Annotated in this window: 13 protein-coding genes; 5 read left to right on the top strand and 8 right to left on the bottom strand. The window is 70.9% G+C overall.

Annotation, left to right across the window (positions count from 1 at the left end):
- Window positions 1-97: 97 nt before the first annotated feature.
- The 3 genes from ACFFCN_RS12455 to ACFFCN_RS12465 all read right to left on the bottom strand — a co-directional run bounded on the left by ACFFCN_RS12455 (window position 98) and on the right by ACFFCN_RS12465 (window position 3,920).
- Window positions 98-1,276, bottom strand: a complete 1,179-nt coding sequence (locus ACFFCN_RS12455; RefSeq protein ID WP_375492046.1) for a M48 family metallopeptidase — start codon at window positions 1,274-1,276, stop codon at window positions 98-100.
- A gap of 179 nt (window positions 1,277-1,455) precedes the next feature.
- Window positions 1,456-2,352 carry an SDR family NAD(P)-dependent oxidoreductase gene (locus ACFFCN_RS12460; protein WP_375492048.1) on the bottom strand — a complete coding sequence of 299 codons (897 nt, stop codon included), beginning with the start codon at window positions 2,350-2,352 and terminating at the stop codon, window positions 1,456-1,458.
- Window positions 2,349-3,920 carry a flavin-containing monooxygenase gene (locus ACFFCN_RS12465; RefSeq protein ID WP_375492050.1) on the bottom strand — a complete coding sequence of 524 codons (1,572 nt, stop codon included), beginning with the start codon at window positions 3,918-3,920 and terminating at the stop codon, window positions 2,349-2,351. Before ACFFCN_RS12465 ends, ACFFCN_RS12460 begins: the two co-directional genes overlap by 4 nt.
- Window positions 3,921-3,998: 78 nt before the next feature.
- On the opposite strand from ACFFCN_RS12465, the gene ACFFCN_RS12470 reads away from it, so the two are divergent.
- Window positions 3,999-4,664 carry a TetR/AcrR family transcriptional regulator gene (locus ACFFCN_RS12470; protein WP_375492051.1) on the top strand — a complete coding sequence of 222 codons (666 nt, stop codon included), beginning with the start codon at window positions 3,999-4,001 and terminating at the stop codon, window positions 4,662-4,664.
- Between the two features lie 10 nt (window positions 4,665-4,674).
- Window positions 4,675-5,775 (top strand): branched-chain amino acid aminotransferase, encoded by a 1,101-nt coding sequence (locus ACFFCN_RS12475; protein ID WP_375492052.1) that lies wholly within the window; start codon window positions 4,675-4,677, stop codon window positions 5,773-5,775.
- A gap of 85 nt (window positions 5,776-5,860) precedes the next feature.
- Here the strand turns inward: ACFFCN_RS12475 and ACFFCN_RS12480 are convergent, their stop codons facing one another.
- Window positions 5,861-7,345 (bottom strand): mannitol dehydrogenase family protein, encoded by a 1,485-nt coding sequence (locus ACFFCN_RS12480; protein ID WP_375492053.1) that lies wholly within the window; start codon window positions 7,343-7,345, stop codon window positions 5,861-5,863.
- Between the two features lie 95 nt (window positions 7,346-7,440).
- Between ACFFCN_RS12480 and ACFFCN_RS12485 the strand changes: the two genes are divergently transcribed.
- From ACFFCN_RS12485 to ACFFCN_RS12495, 3 genes are all read left to right on the top strand, one after another.
- Window positions 7,441-8,448 (top strand): hypothetical protein, encoded by a 1,008-nt coding sequence (locus ACFFCN_RS12485; protein ID WP_375492054.1) that lies wholly within the window; start codon window positions 7,441-7,443, stop codon window positions 8,446-8,448.
- Between the two features lie 115 nt (window positions 8,449-8,563).
- Complete coding sequence (locus ACFFCN_RS12490; protein ID WP_375492055.1) at window positions 8,564-9,802, top strand: peptidase S8; 1,239 nt, start codon at window positions 8,564-8,566, stop codon at window positions 9,800-9,802.
- 165 nt (window positions 9,803-9,967) lie between these two features.
- Entirely contained in the window at window positions 9,968-10,456 is a 489-nt protein-coding gene (locus ACFFCN_RS12495) for a beta-class carbonic anhydrase (protein ID WP_375492057.1), read from the top strand.
- 77 nt (window positions 10,457-10,533) lie between these two features.
- On the opposite strand, the gene dcd is transcribed toward ACFFCN_RS12495, so the two are convergent.
- The 4 genes from dcd to ACFFCN_RS12515 all read right to left on the bottom strand — a co-directional run bounded on the left by dcd (window position 10,534) and on the right by ACFFCN_RS12515 (window position 14,685).
- Window positions 10,534-11,112, bottom strand: a complete 579-nt coding sequence (gene dcd, locus ACFFCN_RS12500) for a dCTP deaminase (protein WP_375492059.1) — start codon at window positions 11,110-11,112, stop codon at window positions 10,534-10,536.
- A gap of 10 nt (window positions 11,113-11,122) precedes the next feature.
- On the bottom strand, window positions 11,123-12,067 hold the full coding sequence (locus ACFFCN_RS12505; protein ID WP_375492061.1) for a haloalkane dehalogenase: 945 nt from the start codon (window positions 12,065-12,067) through the stop codon (window positions 11,123-11,125).
- Between the two features lie 99 nt (window positions 12,068-12,166).
- Window positions 12,167-13,744, bottom strand: coding sequence for a hypothetical protein (locus tag ACFFCN_RS12510; RefSeq protein WP_375492062.1), 1,578 nt, complete (start codon window positions 13,742-13,744; stop codon window positions 12,167-12,169).
- 89 nt (window positions 13,745-13,833) lie between these two features.
- A complete protein-coding gene (locus ACFFCN_RS12515) occupies window positions 13,834-14,685 on the bottom strand; it encodes a hypothetical protein (protein WP_375492063.1) in 852 nt (283 codons plus the stop codon).
- Between the last annotated feature and the right edge of the window lie 134 nt (window positions 14,686-14,819).

The raw sequence follows: 14,819 nt of genomic DNA on the forward strand, positions 1-14,819 counted from the left end.
GTCCCATTTGCGCCTTCCCACCCGGGATGGTCGCGGAACGGCGCGAAATCGCGACCACCTCGGGTGGGAAGGCGCAGGTTCGACGTGGGGTTGGACGTCAGGTTGGGCGCGGCGGCGGGTCCTGTGGCGGGTCGTCGGTGCGGCGGGTGCGCTCGAACCACTCGAAGATGTCGTCCGTGCTGCCGCTCGCCGGGCCGTCGGGTCGTGACGTGTCCGACGGCGGCTGCTCACTCGGCCGGTCGTTCGGCTGACCGCGCCGCGCGAACCAGTCCTGCACGCTCGCAGCGGTGTTGCCTACCGCGCTTCCGACGGACGTCCCCACGTTGCGCACCGTGGTGACGAGCGGATCGGTCGACTCGTCGATGCGGCGCCGGTAGGTGCGTGCCGCCTCCCGGGCGGTGTCGCCGAAGTTCGCGCTCTGATCGTCCGCGCGGCGCGGGTACACGCCGTCCTCGACGATGGCGCGGTACTCCTCGCTCGCCGCCCAGCGCGTCAGCTCGGCGGCCCGCACGACCGCGAACGGATGCGTCGTGCGCTCTGTGTTCAGCAGCTTCAGCACACCGTCGCGCAGGTCACCGCTGGACTCGTACTCGGCGGCCTGTTCGAGGAACGCGCCGGGGTCGATGCGGTCCAAATGCGCGCCGCCGGCCATCTTCATGTGCGCGCGCAACGCGGCGTCGAGGTCCTGCGTGGCGAGCAACCCGGCGCGGTCGCCGGACAGCTCCGCCTTGCGCTGCCACTCGCGCAGCGCCGCCACGATCGCGCGCATGCCGAGCGCGCCGCCGGGCAGCCAGCCGAACGCGCCGATCAGGTTCAGCAGGTGTTGCAGCAGTGACTGGTACAGCGCGTGCCCGGACATCGCGTGGCCGATCTCGTGGCCCAGCACGAAGCGCCGCTCGTCGTGGTCGTTGAGCTCGTACTGCCCGCTGCTGATCGCGATGAACGGGCGGTCGATGCCGAGTGTCATCGCGTTCGGCTCGGGATCGTTGTAGACGTAGACCTCGGGGCGCACCGGCGCGTCGAGTACGTCGCAGACGTCGCCGATCAGCTCGTGCAGGTCGGGGAACTGCCGTTCACCGACGCGCACCGCCGACGACAGGTACACCAGGCGGTACTGCCGTTCGCGCAGCATGCTCGACGCCGCCCGGATCAGTTGGTCGAAGCCGGGCACGGAGCGCATCGCGGTGAGCGCGGTGCGGTCGGCGGGATGCTCGAAGGCGCGGGACGAGATGTCGGGCAGGCGCCGCGGGGCGCCGGACGAGGTCATGGTCGACATCCTGCCTGGCGGTTGCGCTCGGGTGCACGCGCGCGAGGTGATCGTCTTGCGAGTGCGCCACCCACATCGCCGCGAACCGGCCCAAAACGATCACGACGTGGAACACCCGGCTCGAGACGACCACATTGGGGGCCGAAAAGTGGTCAGTTCGGCATGCAAGAAGCGGAACGGGACCTGGGTTAGGCGGAGGCGCGGGAGGCGGCCGTCGTCTGGCCGGTGTCGGCCTCGGCGTGCGCCGCCGCGGCCGGCACCGTCTTCGGCACCATCCGTCCGGCGGCCAACGCGACGAGCCGCTCGTAGCCGGCACCGGTCACCCGCACGAGCAGGTGCAGCGCCTTGGCGTCCCAGCCGACGAGCACCCGCGGCCGGTTGCGGATCACCGCCCGGCGGATGACCTTGGCGGCGTCCTCGGGCGTCATCTTCGCGAGCTTGGCGTCGAAGAACTCGGCCAGCGACTTCTGGTCCTCGCCGTCGACGACGCCGGCGTTGCGCGCGATCGCGGTCTTGATGCCGCCCGGGTGCACGCAGGTGACCTGCACCGGGTGCCCGGCGATCAGCATCTCCTCGCGCAGCGACTCGGTGAATCCGCGCACCGCGAACTTGGCGGCGTTGTACGCGCTCTGGCTGGGCATGGACAGCAGCCCGAACAGCGACGAGATGTTCACGACGTGCCCGTCACCGGACGCGATCAGGTGCGGCAGGAACGCCTTCGTGCCGTGGACGACGCCCCAGAAGTCGACGGCCATCACGCGCTCGATCTGGTCGAAGCTCATCTTCTCGATGTCACCGGTGAACGCGATGCCGGCGTTGTTGACGATCACGTTGACGACGCCGTATTCGGCGACGACCTCGTCCGCGTAGGCGAGCACCGCGGCGCGGTCGGTGACGTCGAGGCTGGTGTGGTGCACGGGCGCGCCGATCAGCCGCACCTGCTTCACCGTCTGCGCGAGACCGGTCGCGTCGACATCGCTGAGTGCGAGCTTCGCGCCGCTGCGGGCGAAGTCCTGGGCGAGTGCGCGGCCGATGCCCGACCCCGCTCCGGTGATGACGACGACCTTATTCTTCAGCTCGGTCATGACAGCGCGTGCTCCTCGTTCGGGCGGGTGGTGGTGTCCGGCGACGCAGTGGTGACGGCGTAGTCGGCGACGTCGAAGTGCCGGGTCTGCCTGCGAAACGCGAAGGTGAACCGCGGCCACAGCGTGGTGTTGTTGCCGTGCTTGTCGAGGTACCAGCTCGAGCATCCGCCGGTGGTCCAGATGGTCTGCTTCATGCGTTGCTGCAGGTCGGCGTTGAACGCGTGCTGGACGTCGCGCTTGACGTCGAAGGTCTCCATCTCGCGGCGGTCCTTCGCCTCGAGCGCACTGGACAGGTAGTTCAGGTGCGATTCGATCATGTAGACCATCGACGTGTGGCCGAGCCCGGTGTTCGGGCCGACGATCATCAGCAGGTTCGGGAAGCCGGCTACCGACGCGCCCTTGTAGGCCTGCATGCCCTCGTCGTCGAAGACCTGCGCCATCGACCGGCCGTCCGCCCCGATGATGCGTTGGTAGGTCGGCGAGTCGGTGACGTGGAAGCCGGTGGCGACGACGATCGCGTCGACCTCGCGCTCGGTGCCGTCGTTGCCGACGATCGCATTGCCGCGGATCTCGGCGATGCCGTCGGTGACGAGGTCGACGTTGTCGCGCGCCAGCATCGGGTACCAGGTGTTCGAGATCAGGATGCGCTTGCAGCCGAGCCGCCAGTTGGGCGTGACGGCGGCGCGCAGCTGCGGATCGTCGATGGCCTTGGTGATGTTGCGCTCGGCGATCTTCTGCACACCGCCGAGCAGACCCGGCCGGTAGCCGAAGCCGACCATGTAGAACTCGCGCCCCCAGTAGATCGCCTCGCGGGCCAGCCGTTGCAGGCCCGGTACGCGCTTGTAGGCCAGGCTCTCCAGCCGCGGGTAGGCGCGGTCGTGGCGCGGCATGACCCAGGGCGCTGTGCGCTGATAGACGTCGAGGTGCGCGACGCCGCGGCCGTCGCCCGGATCGGTGATGGCCGGGCCGATCTGGATGGCCGACGCGCCGGTGCCGATCAACGCGACACGCTTGCCGGCGAGGTCGGCGTCGTGGTTCCACTGCGCCGAGTGGAACAGCTCGCCGGTGAACGTCTCGATGCCCGGGATTTCGGGCAGCTGCGGCTCGGCGAGCGCGCCGACTGCGCTGACGACGACGTCGGCGGTGAAGTCACCGCTCGTCGTATCGACGAGCCAGCGGTTGGTGGCAGCGTCCCAGCGCGCCTGCGTGACCTCGGTGTCGAACAGGTGCTTGCGCGTCAGGTCGTACTTGGCAGCGACCTTGCGCAGGTAGTCCTGGATCTCGGCCTGCGGGGAGAACGAGCGTGACCACTCGGGGTTGAGCTCGAAGGAGTACGAGTACAGGTGCGAGGGGACGTCGCAGGCGGCGCCGGGGTAGGTGTTGTCGCGCCAGGTGCCGCCGACCTCGCTGCCGCGCTCGATCACCAGGAAATCCCCGCGGCCGTCCTGGGTGAGCCGGATGGCCGCGCCCAGCCCGGCGAAGCCGCTGCCGATGATCAGGACCTGGACGTGCCGGCGGCGGGCGGCAGTGCCGTCGGCGCGGGCCGGGCGACGGGCGGTACGCGTCATGGAAGCACCGTAGCCATGGCATTGAACGTGAGTCAATAGCTAGTTGGCTCACATTCAATAGGGGTTTAGGCTGGCCGGGTGACGGGCACCAAGCGCACCCGGCTGGACCCCGAGCAGCGCCGTGCCCAGCTGATCGAGCTGGGTGTCGAGATGCTGGCCACCCGACGGCTGGACGAGCTGTCCGTCGAGCTGATCGCACAGACGGCGGGCATCTCGCGCGGCCTGCTGTTCCACTACTTCGCGTCCAAGCAGGAATTCCACGTCGAGGTGGCGCGGGCGGCCGCGGCCGAGATGATCCGCCGCACCGAGCCGGACCGCTCGCTGCAGCCGGTCGCTGCGTTACGCGCCTCGCTGGCCGCCTACGTCGATTACGTCGGCGAGAACCCGGACAACTACATCTCCCTGGTCCGCGGTGCGGTCAGCGGTGACGCGCAGCTGCGTGCCATCTCCGACGACACCCGCGCCACCATGGCGCAGCGCACCATCGACGTCGTCGCTGCGCTCGGCTTCGACTTCGACGAGCGCAGCAAGCTCGCCGTGCACGCGTGGATCGCCTACGTCGAGGACTGCGTCGTGCGCTGGGTGCAGACCCGCACGCTCGAGCGCGACGACCTGCTCGACATGCTCACCAGATCGCTGCCGGCCGTGGCGCTGTCGGCGACGGTCGACGACCTCGACGCGCTCGTCGCCATCGTCCGCGCCGGTACCGAGGAAGCCGCCGCCACGGTTGGTCGGACGTCCTAGAATTCCGCCCATGGCCTTCGCAGTGACCCGCAACACCGATCTGCGCTCCGACGTCGACCGCACTGCGATCCTTGCTGAGCCCGGTTTCGGAACCCACTTCACCGACCACATGGTGCGTATCGACTGGACGGCGGCGTCCGGCTGGGGCGAGGGCCAGGTGGTGCCATACGGTCCGCTGACCATCGACCCCGCCTGCGCGGTCCTGCACTACGGCCAGGAGATCTTCGAGGGCCTCAAGGCCTACCACCAGCCGGACGGTTCGGTGGCGGCGTTCCGCCCGCAGGCCAACGCCGCGCGGATGCAGCGCTCGGCGCGCCGGATGGCGATGGCCGAACTGCCCACCGAGCTGTTCGTCGAATCGCTGGCCGCGTTGGTGCAGGCCGACCGGTCCTGGGTGCCGGAGACGATCGACAAGTCGCTGTACCTGCGGCCGTTCATGATCGCGACGCAGACCGGCCTCGGCGTCAACGCTCCGTCGCAGGCGTACACCTACCTGCTGATCGCGTCCCCGGCCGGCTCGTACTTCAAGGGCGGCGTCAAGCCGGTGACGGTGTGGCTGTCGACCGACTACACGCGTGCCGCGCCCGGCGGCACCGGCGAGGTCAAGTGCGGGGGCAACTACGCGGCCTCGTTCGCGGCCACTGCGCAGGCCGCCGAGCAGGGCTGCGACCAGGTGGTCTGGCTCGACGCCGCCGAGCACCGCTGGGTCGAGGAGATGGGCAGCAACAACCTCGGCTTCGTCTACGGCAGCGGGCCCGGCGCCCGCATCGTCACCCCCGCCCTCACCGGCACGTTGCTGCCCGGCATCACCCGCGACGCGCTGCTGCAGGTCGCGCAGGATCTCGGCTACGCCGCGGAGGAAGGCAAGGTCTCGGTCGAGGAATGGCGCGACGGCTGCGCGTCCGGCGCCATCACCGAGGTGTTCGGCTGCGGCACGGCCGCCGTGGTGACTCCCATCGGCGAGGTGCGCGGCGTCGACGGCTCGTTCTCGGTGGGCGACGGAGCAGCCGGCGGCGCGGGGCCGGTGACCACCGCGCTGCGCGACCGGCTCGTCGGCATCCAGACCGGCACGCAGCCGGACCCGCACGGCTGGATGCACACGCTCACCTGAGTTGGGCGAGCCGCGCGGTGCAACCACCGCCCGGTTGCGTTGAGTGCTGCGGACCGTCGCGCAGCGCCGGTGCTCGCTCGCCCACCTAGATCGATTGCGTGAGTCGCGCGAGCGTGGTCCGCGCGCCGTGTTCGCGCAAGGACTCGCGTGCTCGGACGTACGCGTCCACGAAGCGGTGCTGGCGGCTGAGGTCGCCGAAGACGTCGCGTTGGTCGAGGAACGCTCGCGGGTCGTCCCGAACGGCGAGGCGTTGCAGCCGTTCGGCGAGCCGGTCGACGATGTCGATCTGCCCGCCGCGGTCGTCGGTGCCCTCGCAGTAGCGCGCCCAGGCCGCGACGACCGTCGCCGCGCGGCGCAGCTCGCCGCCCGATTCGAGCTGCACGCGGATCACCGGCAGCACGAACTTCGGAATGCGGTCCGAGCCGTTCTCGCACAGTCGCGCCAACGTGTCCCCGACGTGCGGATTGGCGAAGCGGTCGAGCAGGGTCGCTGCGTAGTCGTCGAGGTCGATACCCGGCACCTCCGGCAGCGTGGGACGGGCCTCGCCGCGCAGGTAACCCGCGAGGAATGCGTGCAGCAGCTCGTCATCGGCCGCCTCGTACACCGACGTCAACCCGGCCAGTACGCCGAGGTAGCCGAGCGCCTGGTGGCCCGCGTTGAGCATGCGCAGCTTCATCAACTCGTACGGCTCGACGTCGTCGACGACCTGGACGCCGACGTCCTCGTATGCCGGGCGGTCACCGACGAACGCGTCTTCGAGCACCCACTGCGTGAACGGTTCGCACACGACGGGCCATCGGTCACGCACGCCGAAGCGGTCGAGCAGGTCGGCGCGGTCGTCGTGCGTGGTCCCCGGCGTGATGCGGTCGACCATCGAGTTCGGGAAGCGTGTCTCGCGCTCGATCCAGCTGGCCAGGGCGTCGTCGCGCAGCGCGGCGAAGGAGGTGACCGTCTGCCGGGTCAGTGTCCCGTTGCCCGGCAGGTTGTCGCACGACATCACGGTGAACGGCGCGGTGCCGGCCGCGCGACGGCGCCGCAATGCTTCGATGAGCAGCCCGAACGCGCTGGTCGGGGACTCGCCCGCTGCGACGTCGCGACGCACGCCCGCGTCGCCGGCGGCGAAGTCCCCGCTGCCGTCGACCAGGTAACCGCCCTCGGTGACGGTCAGCGAGACGACCCGGATCCGCGGTTCGCTCAGCAGCGCCAGCAATGCCTGCGCGTCGTCCGGCGCGTAGACGTAGTCGACCAGCGAACCGATCACCCGCGCGTCGTGCGTGCCGTCGCGGTGTTTCGCGACGAGCGTGTAGAGGCAGTCCTGTCGGCGCAGCGCATCGCGCATCGAGAGGTCGGCCTTGAGCACCCCGACGCCGACGATGCCGGCCTGCGGATCACCGCCGTGCAGCAGCCGGTCGTGATACATCGCCTGGTGGGCGCGGTGGAAGCCGCCGACGCCGAGGTGTGCGGTACTGGCCGCGGCGCGGTCGCGGGGATAGTCGGGCACGGCGACGCCACGGCCGACGGTCGGCATCGTGGCAGCCGTCAGCTGCACGCCGTCGGTGGAGCGGGTCACTCGGCCGAGCGTTCCCAGTCGCTCGGGTCCCGTCAACGGCGCGCTCGAACGAGCGCACCGTCGGGCCCGCGCGGACGGCACGCGACAATGGCGCGATGGACGCCGCGGACCGCCTGCTCGAGGCGCACGTCGCCTACCAACTGGAGCGGCTGCGCGGCGCGCAGTTCGGCACGCTGGTCGGTGCGGAGGTCGACCACGCGCTCGACCATGCGGCACGGCTCACGCTCGACGACGTCGTGCACCGCGACCAGGTGAAGGCGGTCGCCGCGAAGTATGTCTCGACCTTCGAGTTGCCGGGTGCGATCCCGGAGATCGTGGGCGAGATCACCGCGGCGTTGAGTGAGCACCCGGCGCAGGACGTCGAACTCGGCGCGGTGATCGATCGCCGGCACGTCCGGGCTGCGGCCACCAAGATCGCCGAGCTGCGTTCCCTGCGACAGGCGGTCGCCGAGCGCATTGCGGACAACCCCGCCGTGCAGGCGTGGCTCGCGCAGTACCTGCTGTCGATGGCGACGACGGCGGTCAACACGAACCGTTCGCTGCTGCAGCGGATGCCGGGTATGACCGCCGCCCTGGCCGCGGGTGAGCGGGTGGCGGGCCGGGCGTTGCGCGAGGTGGATCAGCGCAGCCGCGAGCTCGCCGAGCGCACCGCCGTCATCATCCTGGCCCGCTGGCGCGACAGCGCGGCCGATGCGATCGACGACGACCAGCTCGCCGAAGCGCTGCTGGGCGTCTGGGACCAGGTGGCCGACCGGCGGATGCGCGACGTTCTCGTCGGCACCGACCAGGACGACCTCGTCGATCTCGTCGTCATCGGCTACGAGCTGTGGCTCGACCTGCGCGGCACCGACTACCTGCGCTCGCTCGTCGACACCGGCATCGACTACTTCTTCGACACCTACGGCGAGTTCGCGCTCGACGCGCTACTGCGCGAATTCGGTATCGACCGCGACGACCTCGTCGAGGAGGCGTTGCGGTTCGCGCCCGGCGTCATCGCGCGCCTCGACGAGGCGGGTGTGCTCGCCGATCTGGTGCGTCGTCAACTGGTGGGCTTCTACGCCTCGCCAGCGGCTCGAGCCATCCTGGATGATCACCGTCCGTAACAATCGATTACTGGCAGCATCCTGACGTGCAGGTGCCTGCCAGTAATGACCGGTTTATACGCCTCTTCGCAGGATTAGCTTCGGTGCACCGATCGCTCACACAGGAGGTTCGTAGGTGCACACAGCATTGCGACGGCTCGCCGTCCTCACCGCAGCAGCGGCGACGACCGCAGTCGGCTTCTCCGCAGCGGCCACGGCCGGTGCGTCGACCTCGTCGACGTCCGCCTCCGCCGCCAAGACCGAACGCGTCTGCAGCGCGCCCACGGCACACCGCCTCGCCTGTTACGCCATCAAACAGGTGAGCCCCAACGAGCCGGCTGCCTTGCACTCGAACGCCGTCACGCCGAACGCCACCCCGTCCGGCTACGGGCCCAGCGACCTGCGCAGCGCCTACAAGCTGACCGCCAGCGGGAGCGGCACCGTCGCGATCGTGGATGCGTACAACGACCCGAACGCCGAGAGCGACCTGGGCACGTACCGCTCGCAGTACGGCCTGCCGGCGTGCACCACGGCCAACGGGTGCTTCAAGAAGGTCAGCCAGACCGGCAGCACGACGTCGCTGCCGAGCAACAACCAGAGCTGGTCGGGCGAGATCTCGCTCGACGTCGACATGGTGTCGGCCATCTGCCCCGGCTGCCACATCCTGCTGGTCGAGGCGAAGTCGCCGACCACGGCGAACCTGGGTACCGCGGTCAACGAGGCCGTGAAGCTCGGTGCGAAGTACGTGTCGAACAGTTACGGCGGCCCGGAGGACTCCTCGGTGACCTCCGCGGACAGCTCGTACTACAACCACGCAGGCGTGGCGATCACCGCAAGCGCCGGTGACTCCGACTACGACGGTGGCTCGTTCCCGGCGACCTCGCCGCACGTGACCGCGGTCGGCGGCACCAGCCTGAAGCGCAGCAGCACGACGCGTGGCTGGAGCGAGACGGTCTGGAACACGACGAGCTACACCGAGGGCACCGGTTCGGGCTGCTCGGCCTACTTCGCCAAGCCGTCGTTCCAGAGCGGCATCAGCACCGGTTGCAGCCGGCGCGCGGAGGCCGACGTCTCGGCCGTCGCCGACCCGGCGACCGGCGTCGCGGTCTACCAGACCTACGGCGGCAGCGGCTGGGCCGTCTACGGCGGCACCTCGGCGGCCGCGCCGATCATCGCGAGCACCTACGCGTTGGCCGGCACACCGGCGTCGGGCAGCTACCCGAACGCCGACCCGTACGCGCACCCCGGCAACCTGAACGACGTCACGTCGGGCAAGAACGGCACCTGCGGCGCACCGCTGTGCACCGCAGGGACCGGCTGGGACGGCCCGACCGGGCTCGGCACGCCGAACGGCACCGGGGCCTTCACCGGCTGACACACCGATCGACCGCGACGGCGGGGCGGACCAACGGGTCCGCCCCGCCGTCGTCGTCTGCGCGCAAGCCGCGCCATCGCAGGCGAGTCGGTGTCCTGGTGCGGTGGACCGTGCGCCCGTCGTCTGCTTGACTGGGTTTGTCTACCAATCTGATAGGAGAACCCGATGAGCGCGACCGACGAGCTGCTGTCCAACAACGCCGCGTACGCCGAGCAGTTCGACGGTCCGCTGCCGCTGCCGCCGGCCAAGCACGTCGCCGTCGTGGCGTGCATGGACGCGCGGCTGAACGTCTACGGCGCGCTGGGCCTGCAGGAGGGCGACGCGCACGTCATCCGCAACGCCGGCGGCGTGATCACCGAGGACGAGATCCGCTCGCTCGCGATCAGCCAGCGGCTGCTGGGCACGACCGAGATCGTGCTGATCCACCACACCGACTGCGGCATGCTCACGTTCACCGACGACGAATTCAAGAAGTCGATCGAGGACGACACCGGCATCAAGCCGTCCTGGGCCGCGGAGGCATTCGGTGACCTGGACGACGACGTGCGGCAGTCCATCGCACGGATCAAGGCAAGCCCGTTCGTGCCGCACAAGGACGCGGTGCGCGGCTTCGTCCTCGACGTCGGGACCGGCAAGCTGCGCGAGGTCGCCTGACCTACCGTCCACCACAGCACAAGATCAAAGTATGGCCGTGGTCGATATTCGACCACGGCCATACTTCGATCTTGGCTTCAGCGGGTCGGCCAGCGGCGGAAGTTGAGGTGCGAACGGCTCGGGGTGGGGCCGCGCTGGCCCTGGTACCGCGAGCCGTAGACGGGCGAACCGTACGGGTGCTCGGCCGCGCTGGAGAGCCGGAACAGGCACAGCTGACCGATCTTCATCCCCGGCCACAGCGTGATCGGCAGGTTGGCGACGTTCGATAGCTCCAGCGTGATGTGGCCGTCGAATCCCGGGTCGATGAAGCCGGCGGTCGAGTGCGTGAGCAGGCCGAGTCGGCCGAGGCTGGACTTCCCCTCGAGGCGCCCGGCGAGGTCGTCGGGCAGCGTCACGATCTCCAGCGTGGAACCGAGCACGAACTCGCCCGGGTGCAGCACGAACGCGTCGTCGCCGTCGGGCTCGACGAGCGTGGTGAGGTCGTCCTGCTGCTCGGCCGGATCGATGTGCGTATAGCGGCTGTTGTTGAAAACCCGGAAGTAGCGGTCGAGCCGCACGTCGACGCTCGAGGGCTGTACGAGCGCGGCGTCCCAGGGCGCCACCGAGAGCCGGCCGGCGTCGACCTCCGCGCGGATGTCGCGGTCGCTCAGCAGCATGCGCGACAGGCTAGCCGGTGGGCTCGGACGCACTTTCCGCGCCACGCGCCGCGGCGACGAAGCCGATGATCGCCTCGGCCAGCTCGCCGCCGGCGTCCTCCTGCAGGAAGTGGCCCGCGTCGGCGATGGTGCGGTGCGGCTGGCCGTGCGCGCCGGTCATGGCGCGTTCGAGGATCGGCGCCATCGCACCGGTGATGGGGTCGCTGTCCGAGAACGCCAGCAGCATCGGGGTGCTCGATGCGGCGAGTGTCCGCCAGGCTGCGCGGTTCGCGTCGCTGGCCGGATTGTCCGGCTCGTAGGGCACGAGCCCGGGCATCGCCCGCGGGCCGGCCTTGAACGTCTCGTCCGGGAACGGCGCGTCGTAGCCGGTGCGGGCGGCCGCGTCCAAACCGCGCACGCAGCCGGACGCGACGAAGCGCGCGACGTCGAGCTCCGGCGCGGTCTGCACGGCGACGCGGAAGCGGTGCCAGATGTCGGGCATCGGGTGGTCGCCGGTGGGCAGACCGGTGTTCGCCGCGACGATCCGCGCGAACCGGTGCGGCTGCTCGGCTGCCAGCCGCAAGCCGATCAGGCCACCCCAGTCCTGGCCCACCAGCGTGATCTCGCGCAGGTCGAGCGCCTCGACGAACGCCTGCACCCAGCCGACGTGCCGGGCGTAGGTGTGGTCCTCGATGCGCGTCGGCTTGTCCGAGCGGCCGAAGCCGACGAGGTCGGGCGCGATCGCGCGCAGCCCCGCGTCGGCCAGCGGCCCGAGCATCGAGCGGTAGAGGAACGACCACGACGGCTCGCCGTGCAGCAGCAGCACGATGTCGCCGTCCGCCGGGCCGGCCTCGACCCATGCCATCCGCAGCGTCTCTCCGACGCCGTCGTCGGTCGGAACGTCCACGTAGTGCGGTTCGTGGTCGAAGCCTTCGAGCTCGGCGAATCGGTCGTCCGGCGTGCGCACCGTCTGCATGGACGGAACGTACGCCGACGACCGGTCATGCCCGGCGGGGTGAGTAGCCCGTTGCGGTCACGGCGGCGGGGGGTTGCCGCAACCGCAACGGGCAGCTTCTCAGACCTGCTCGCAGCGGCGTCGCTGCAGGAGAAGCAGCGCGCTGCCGAGCAGCATCAGCAATGCGGCGAGCAGGAGCATCGCCAGGGCGCTGACCCCGGTCGAGGCCAGTGAGCCCGTCAGGGCCCGCTCATCGGCGCTGTCCACGCCGTGCGATCCAGCGGTCCCGGCCGAGCTCCGGCTCTGGGTGAAGCCGGCGGTTCCATTGCCGGTCGAGCCCGGGCTGGTGCCGCTACCGCCGTTGCCGGGCGGGTTGGTACCGGGCGGGTTGGTACCCGGCGGGTTGGCGCCGGTACCGGTGCCGCACGAGGCGGAGCCGTCGCCGACCGCGTTGCCGCAGACGGTGACCGGCGTCGTGACCGGAACGGTGACGGTGCCCGGCGGTGTCGTGCCGCCGGTCGGTGCCGAGGTGTCGCACGACGCCGAGGCGTCGCCGACCGCGTTGCCGCAGACGGTCAGGGGGGGGGGCCGGGGGGGGCCCCCCGCCCCCCCCCGCCCCCCCCCGCCGCCCGCGCGGGGGGGGGCGGTTGCCCCGGTGGCCGGGGGGGGCCCGTGGGCGCCGACTCCGTTGCCGCAGACGGTCGCCGGCGCGGTGACAGGTGCGTCGACGGTGCTGCCGCTGCCGGTGCTGCCGCCGCCCGAGCCGGTGCCTGAGCCTGTGCCGGTGGTGCGGCCACTGGTGCAGGACGCGCTGCTGTTGCCGTCCACTGCGGCGCCGTTGCCGCAGACGGTCGCCGGCGCGGTGACTGGTGCATTGACGGTGCTGCCGCCGTCGGTGGTGCCGCCGTTGCCGCCGCTTCCCGAGCCTGCGTCGGTGGTGCTGCCGCTGCTGCAGGACGCGGTGCTGTTGCCCGCCACTGCGGCGCCGTTGCCGCAGACGGTGACCGGAGCGTCGACCGGAGCGTCGGCAGTGCTGCCGGAGCCGCTGCTGCCGGAACTCGTGCTAGCCGGTGCGCACGACGCGGACGCCGTGCCGGCCACGCCGACGCTGTTGCCGCACACCGTGACCGGTGCGTCGACCGGCGCCTCGACGGCGCTGCCGCCGTCCTGCGCGGTGCCCGTGCCGTCGGCCGATGCAGCATCGCGCGAATCCGACGTCGAACCGGGGGCATTCGACGTCGAATCCGACCGCTGCAGCAGCGTGACGGAGTTACCGCTCACCCGCACCGGCGCAGTGACCGGAATGTCGGCGACCGACGACCGCGAATGCGTGCGGGGCTTCGCGCTGGACGGCGCCGACGCGGCGTGCGCCGACCTGCCGCCGACCGACAGGCTGTTGTTGGCGATCGTCACCGGCGCATCGACGGACGCACTGACGTCCGACCGGCGATGTGCCGACGACGAGCCGGCCGTTGCGCCGGACTTGTCGGTGTCGGCGTGCGGCGATGCATGGTGACCGAGGACGTCGACGTTGTTGCCGGTCACCTTCACCGGCGCGTGTGCGCTGACATGGACCACAGGGGCCCGGTGCAGCTGTGGCGCGTGCGTGGTGTCGGCGCTGGCTATGCCGGTGCCGATCAACCACAGACCACCACTGAAGAGCCCGACCTGCAGGCCGCGCTTCAGCCAGATGTTCATGAGTTGTCTCGCTTCTTTCCAGGGGGTTCGGCCAGGCCGGCGACCTGTGCCGTCGAGCGCTGCCGTCGTCGTGACGGTCCGGCCGACCCCTAGTCAGGTGAGAACGTGGGCTCGTCGCCGGCCACACCGGCAGGCGTGCGAGGGCCCGCGAAGAAGGGTGCATGTTCGACGCGCACGGGGGTTTGCGCGGCGGGGAACAGCGCTGCGCCGGAGTGCTCCGGCGTCGTCCGGCCGGACACCGGCGCGAGGGGCTGACCCGGCATGTGGGGGGCTCGCGGAAGCGGGGCGTGCGGGGTGCCGGCGTTCGGCGCCGCGGCGGTGTGCGCGGCGGTCGCCCGCGTCTTCGTGGCGTGCGGCGCCGTGGCCGTCGTGTGCTGCTCGCGCACCAGGGTCGAGGACCGTCCGGCCGTCACCCGGGCGGCGGCGACGTGTGCGGACCGCGCGCTGTGCCGCGCAGGCTGAGCCACCGACGCCACGGAAGCCACGGAAGGCGCCGCAGCCGGCGAGGTGCGCGTCCCGAGTACCTGCCGGCCCGCTGCCGGGGTCCGACCGATGGTCCGGTGCACCACCCGAGAGCCGCGCGAGACGACCGTGCGAACGAGGCCGGTCGCGCGGTGCGTCGTGGCGGCCAGCCGGGTGTGCACGTCGTGCACGATGCGCGCGGGTGCGGCGACCTCCGTGCGCGCGCGATGCACCGCCTCGGCAACCACGGTGACCGGCTGTGCCGTCCGGTGCGCAGCCACTCCCGCGAGCGGGTGGACCGGCCGTGCGGTGCTCGCGCTCGCCGGCGCGGCGTGCAGCAGGCAGGTCAGCAGCCAGAACCCGACGCCGAGGCCCGCCAGGACGATCAACCGACGGATGACGGGGTGGGCAGCAGGCCGGGCCGGCGCAGCGAACTCGCGGTTCGCGGCGCACGCGCATGCGGCGTACTTCGTGTCCAAGGCCCACACCCAGGTTTGCGACTGCCAAACACTCCGGACAGAGGGGTCAACGAGCACATGTGCCGATGGTTACGCAAAGTTACGAAAACTAACGCAGCGTGTTACCGCTGCGCCGAATACCCCCGCATTCTGGG

Source organism: uncultured Jatrophihabitans sp., from assembly GCF_964246335.1.
GTDB lineage: Bacteria > Actinomycetota > Actinomycetes > Mycobacteriales > Jatrophihabitantaceae > Jatrophihabitans.

Excerpts from the sequence above, each read along its gene's own strand:
- ACFFCN_RS12510 (WP_375492062.1), bottom strand. The coding sequence starts at position 13,744 with ATGAACATCTGGCTGAAGCGCGGCCTGCAGGTCGGGCTCTTCAGTGGT.
- ACFFCN_RS12455 (WP_375492046.1), bottom strand. The coding sequence starts at position 1,276 with ATGTCGACCATGACCTCGTCCGGCGCCCCGCGGCGCCTGCCCGACATC.
- ACFFCN_RS12485 (WP_375492054.1), top strand. The coding sequence starts at position 7,441 with ATGGACGCCGCGGACCGCCTGCTCGAGGCGCACGTCGCCTACCAACTG.
- ACFFCN_RS12465 (WP_375492050.1), bottom strand. The coding sequence starts at position 3,920 with ATGACGCGTACCGCCCGTCGCCCGGCCCGCGCCGACGGCACTGCCGCC.
- dcd (WP_375492059.1), bottom strand. The coding sequence starts at position 11,112 with ATGCTGCTGAGCGACCGCGACATCCGCGCGGAGGTCGACGCCGGCCGG.
- ACFFCN_RS12495 (WP_375492057.1), top strand. The coding sequence starts at position 9,968 with ATGAGCGCGACCGACGAGCTGCTGTCCAACAACGCCGCGTACGCCGAG.
- ACFFCN_RS12460 (WP_375492048.1), bottom strand. The coding sequence starts at position 2,352 with ATGACCGAGCTGAAGAATAAGGTCGTCGTCATCACCGGAGCGGGGTCG.
- ACFFCN_RS12505 (WP_375492061.1), bottom strand. The coding sequence starts at position 12,067 with ATGCAGACGGTGCGCACGCCGGACGACCGATTCGCCGAGCTCGAAGGC.
- ACFFCN_RS12475 (WP_375492052.1), top strand. The coding sequence starts at position 4,675 with ATGGCCTTCGCAGTGACCCGCAACACCGATCTGCGCTCCGACGTCGAC.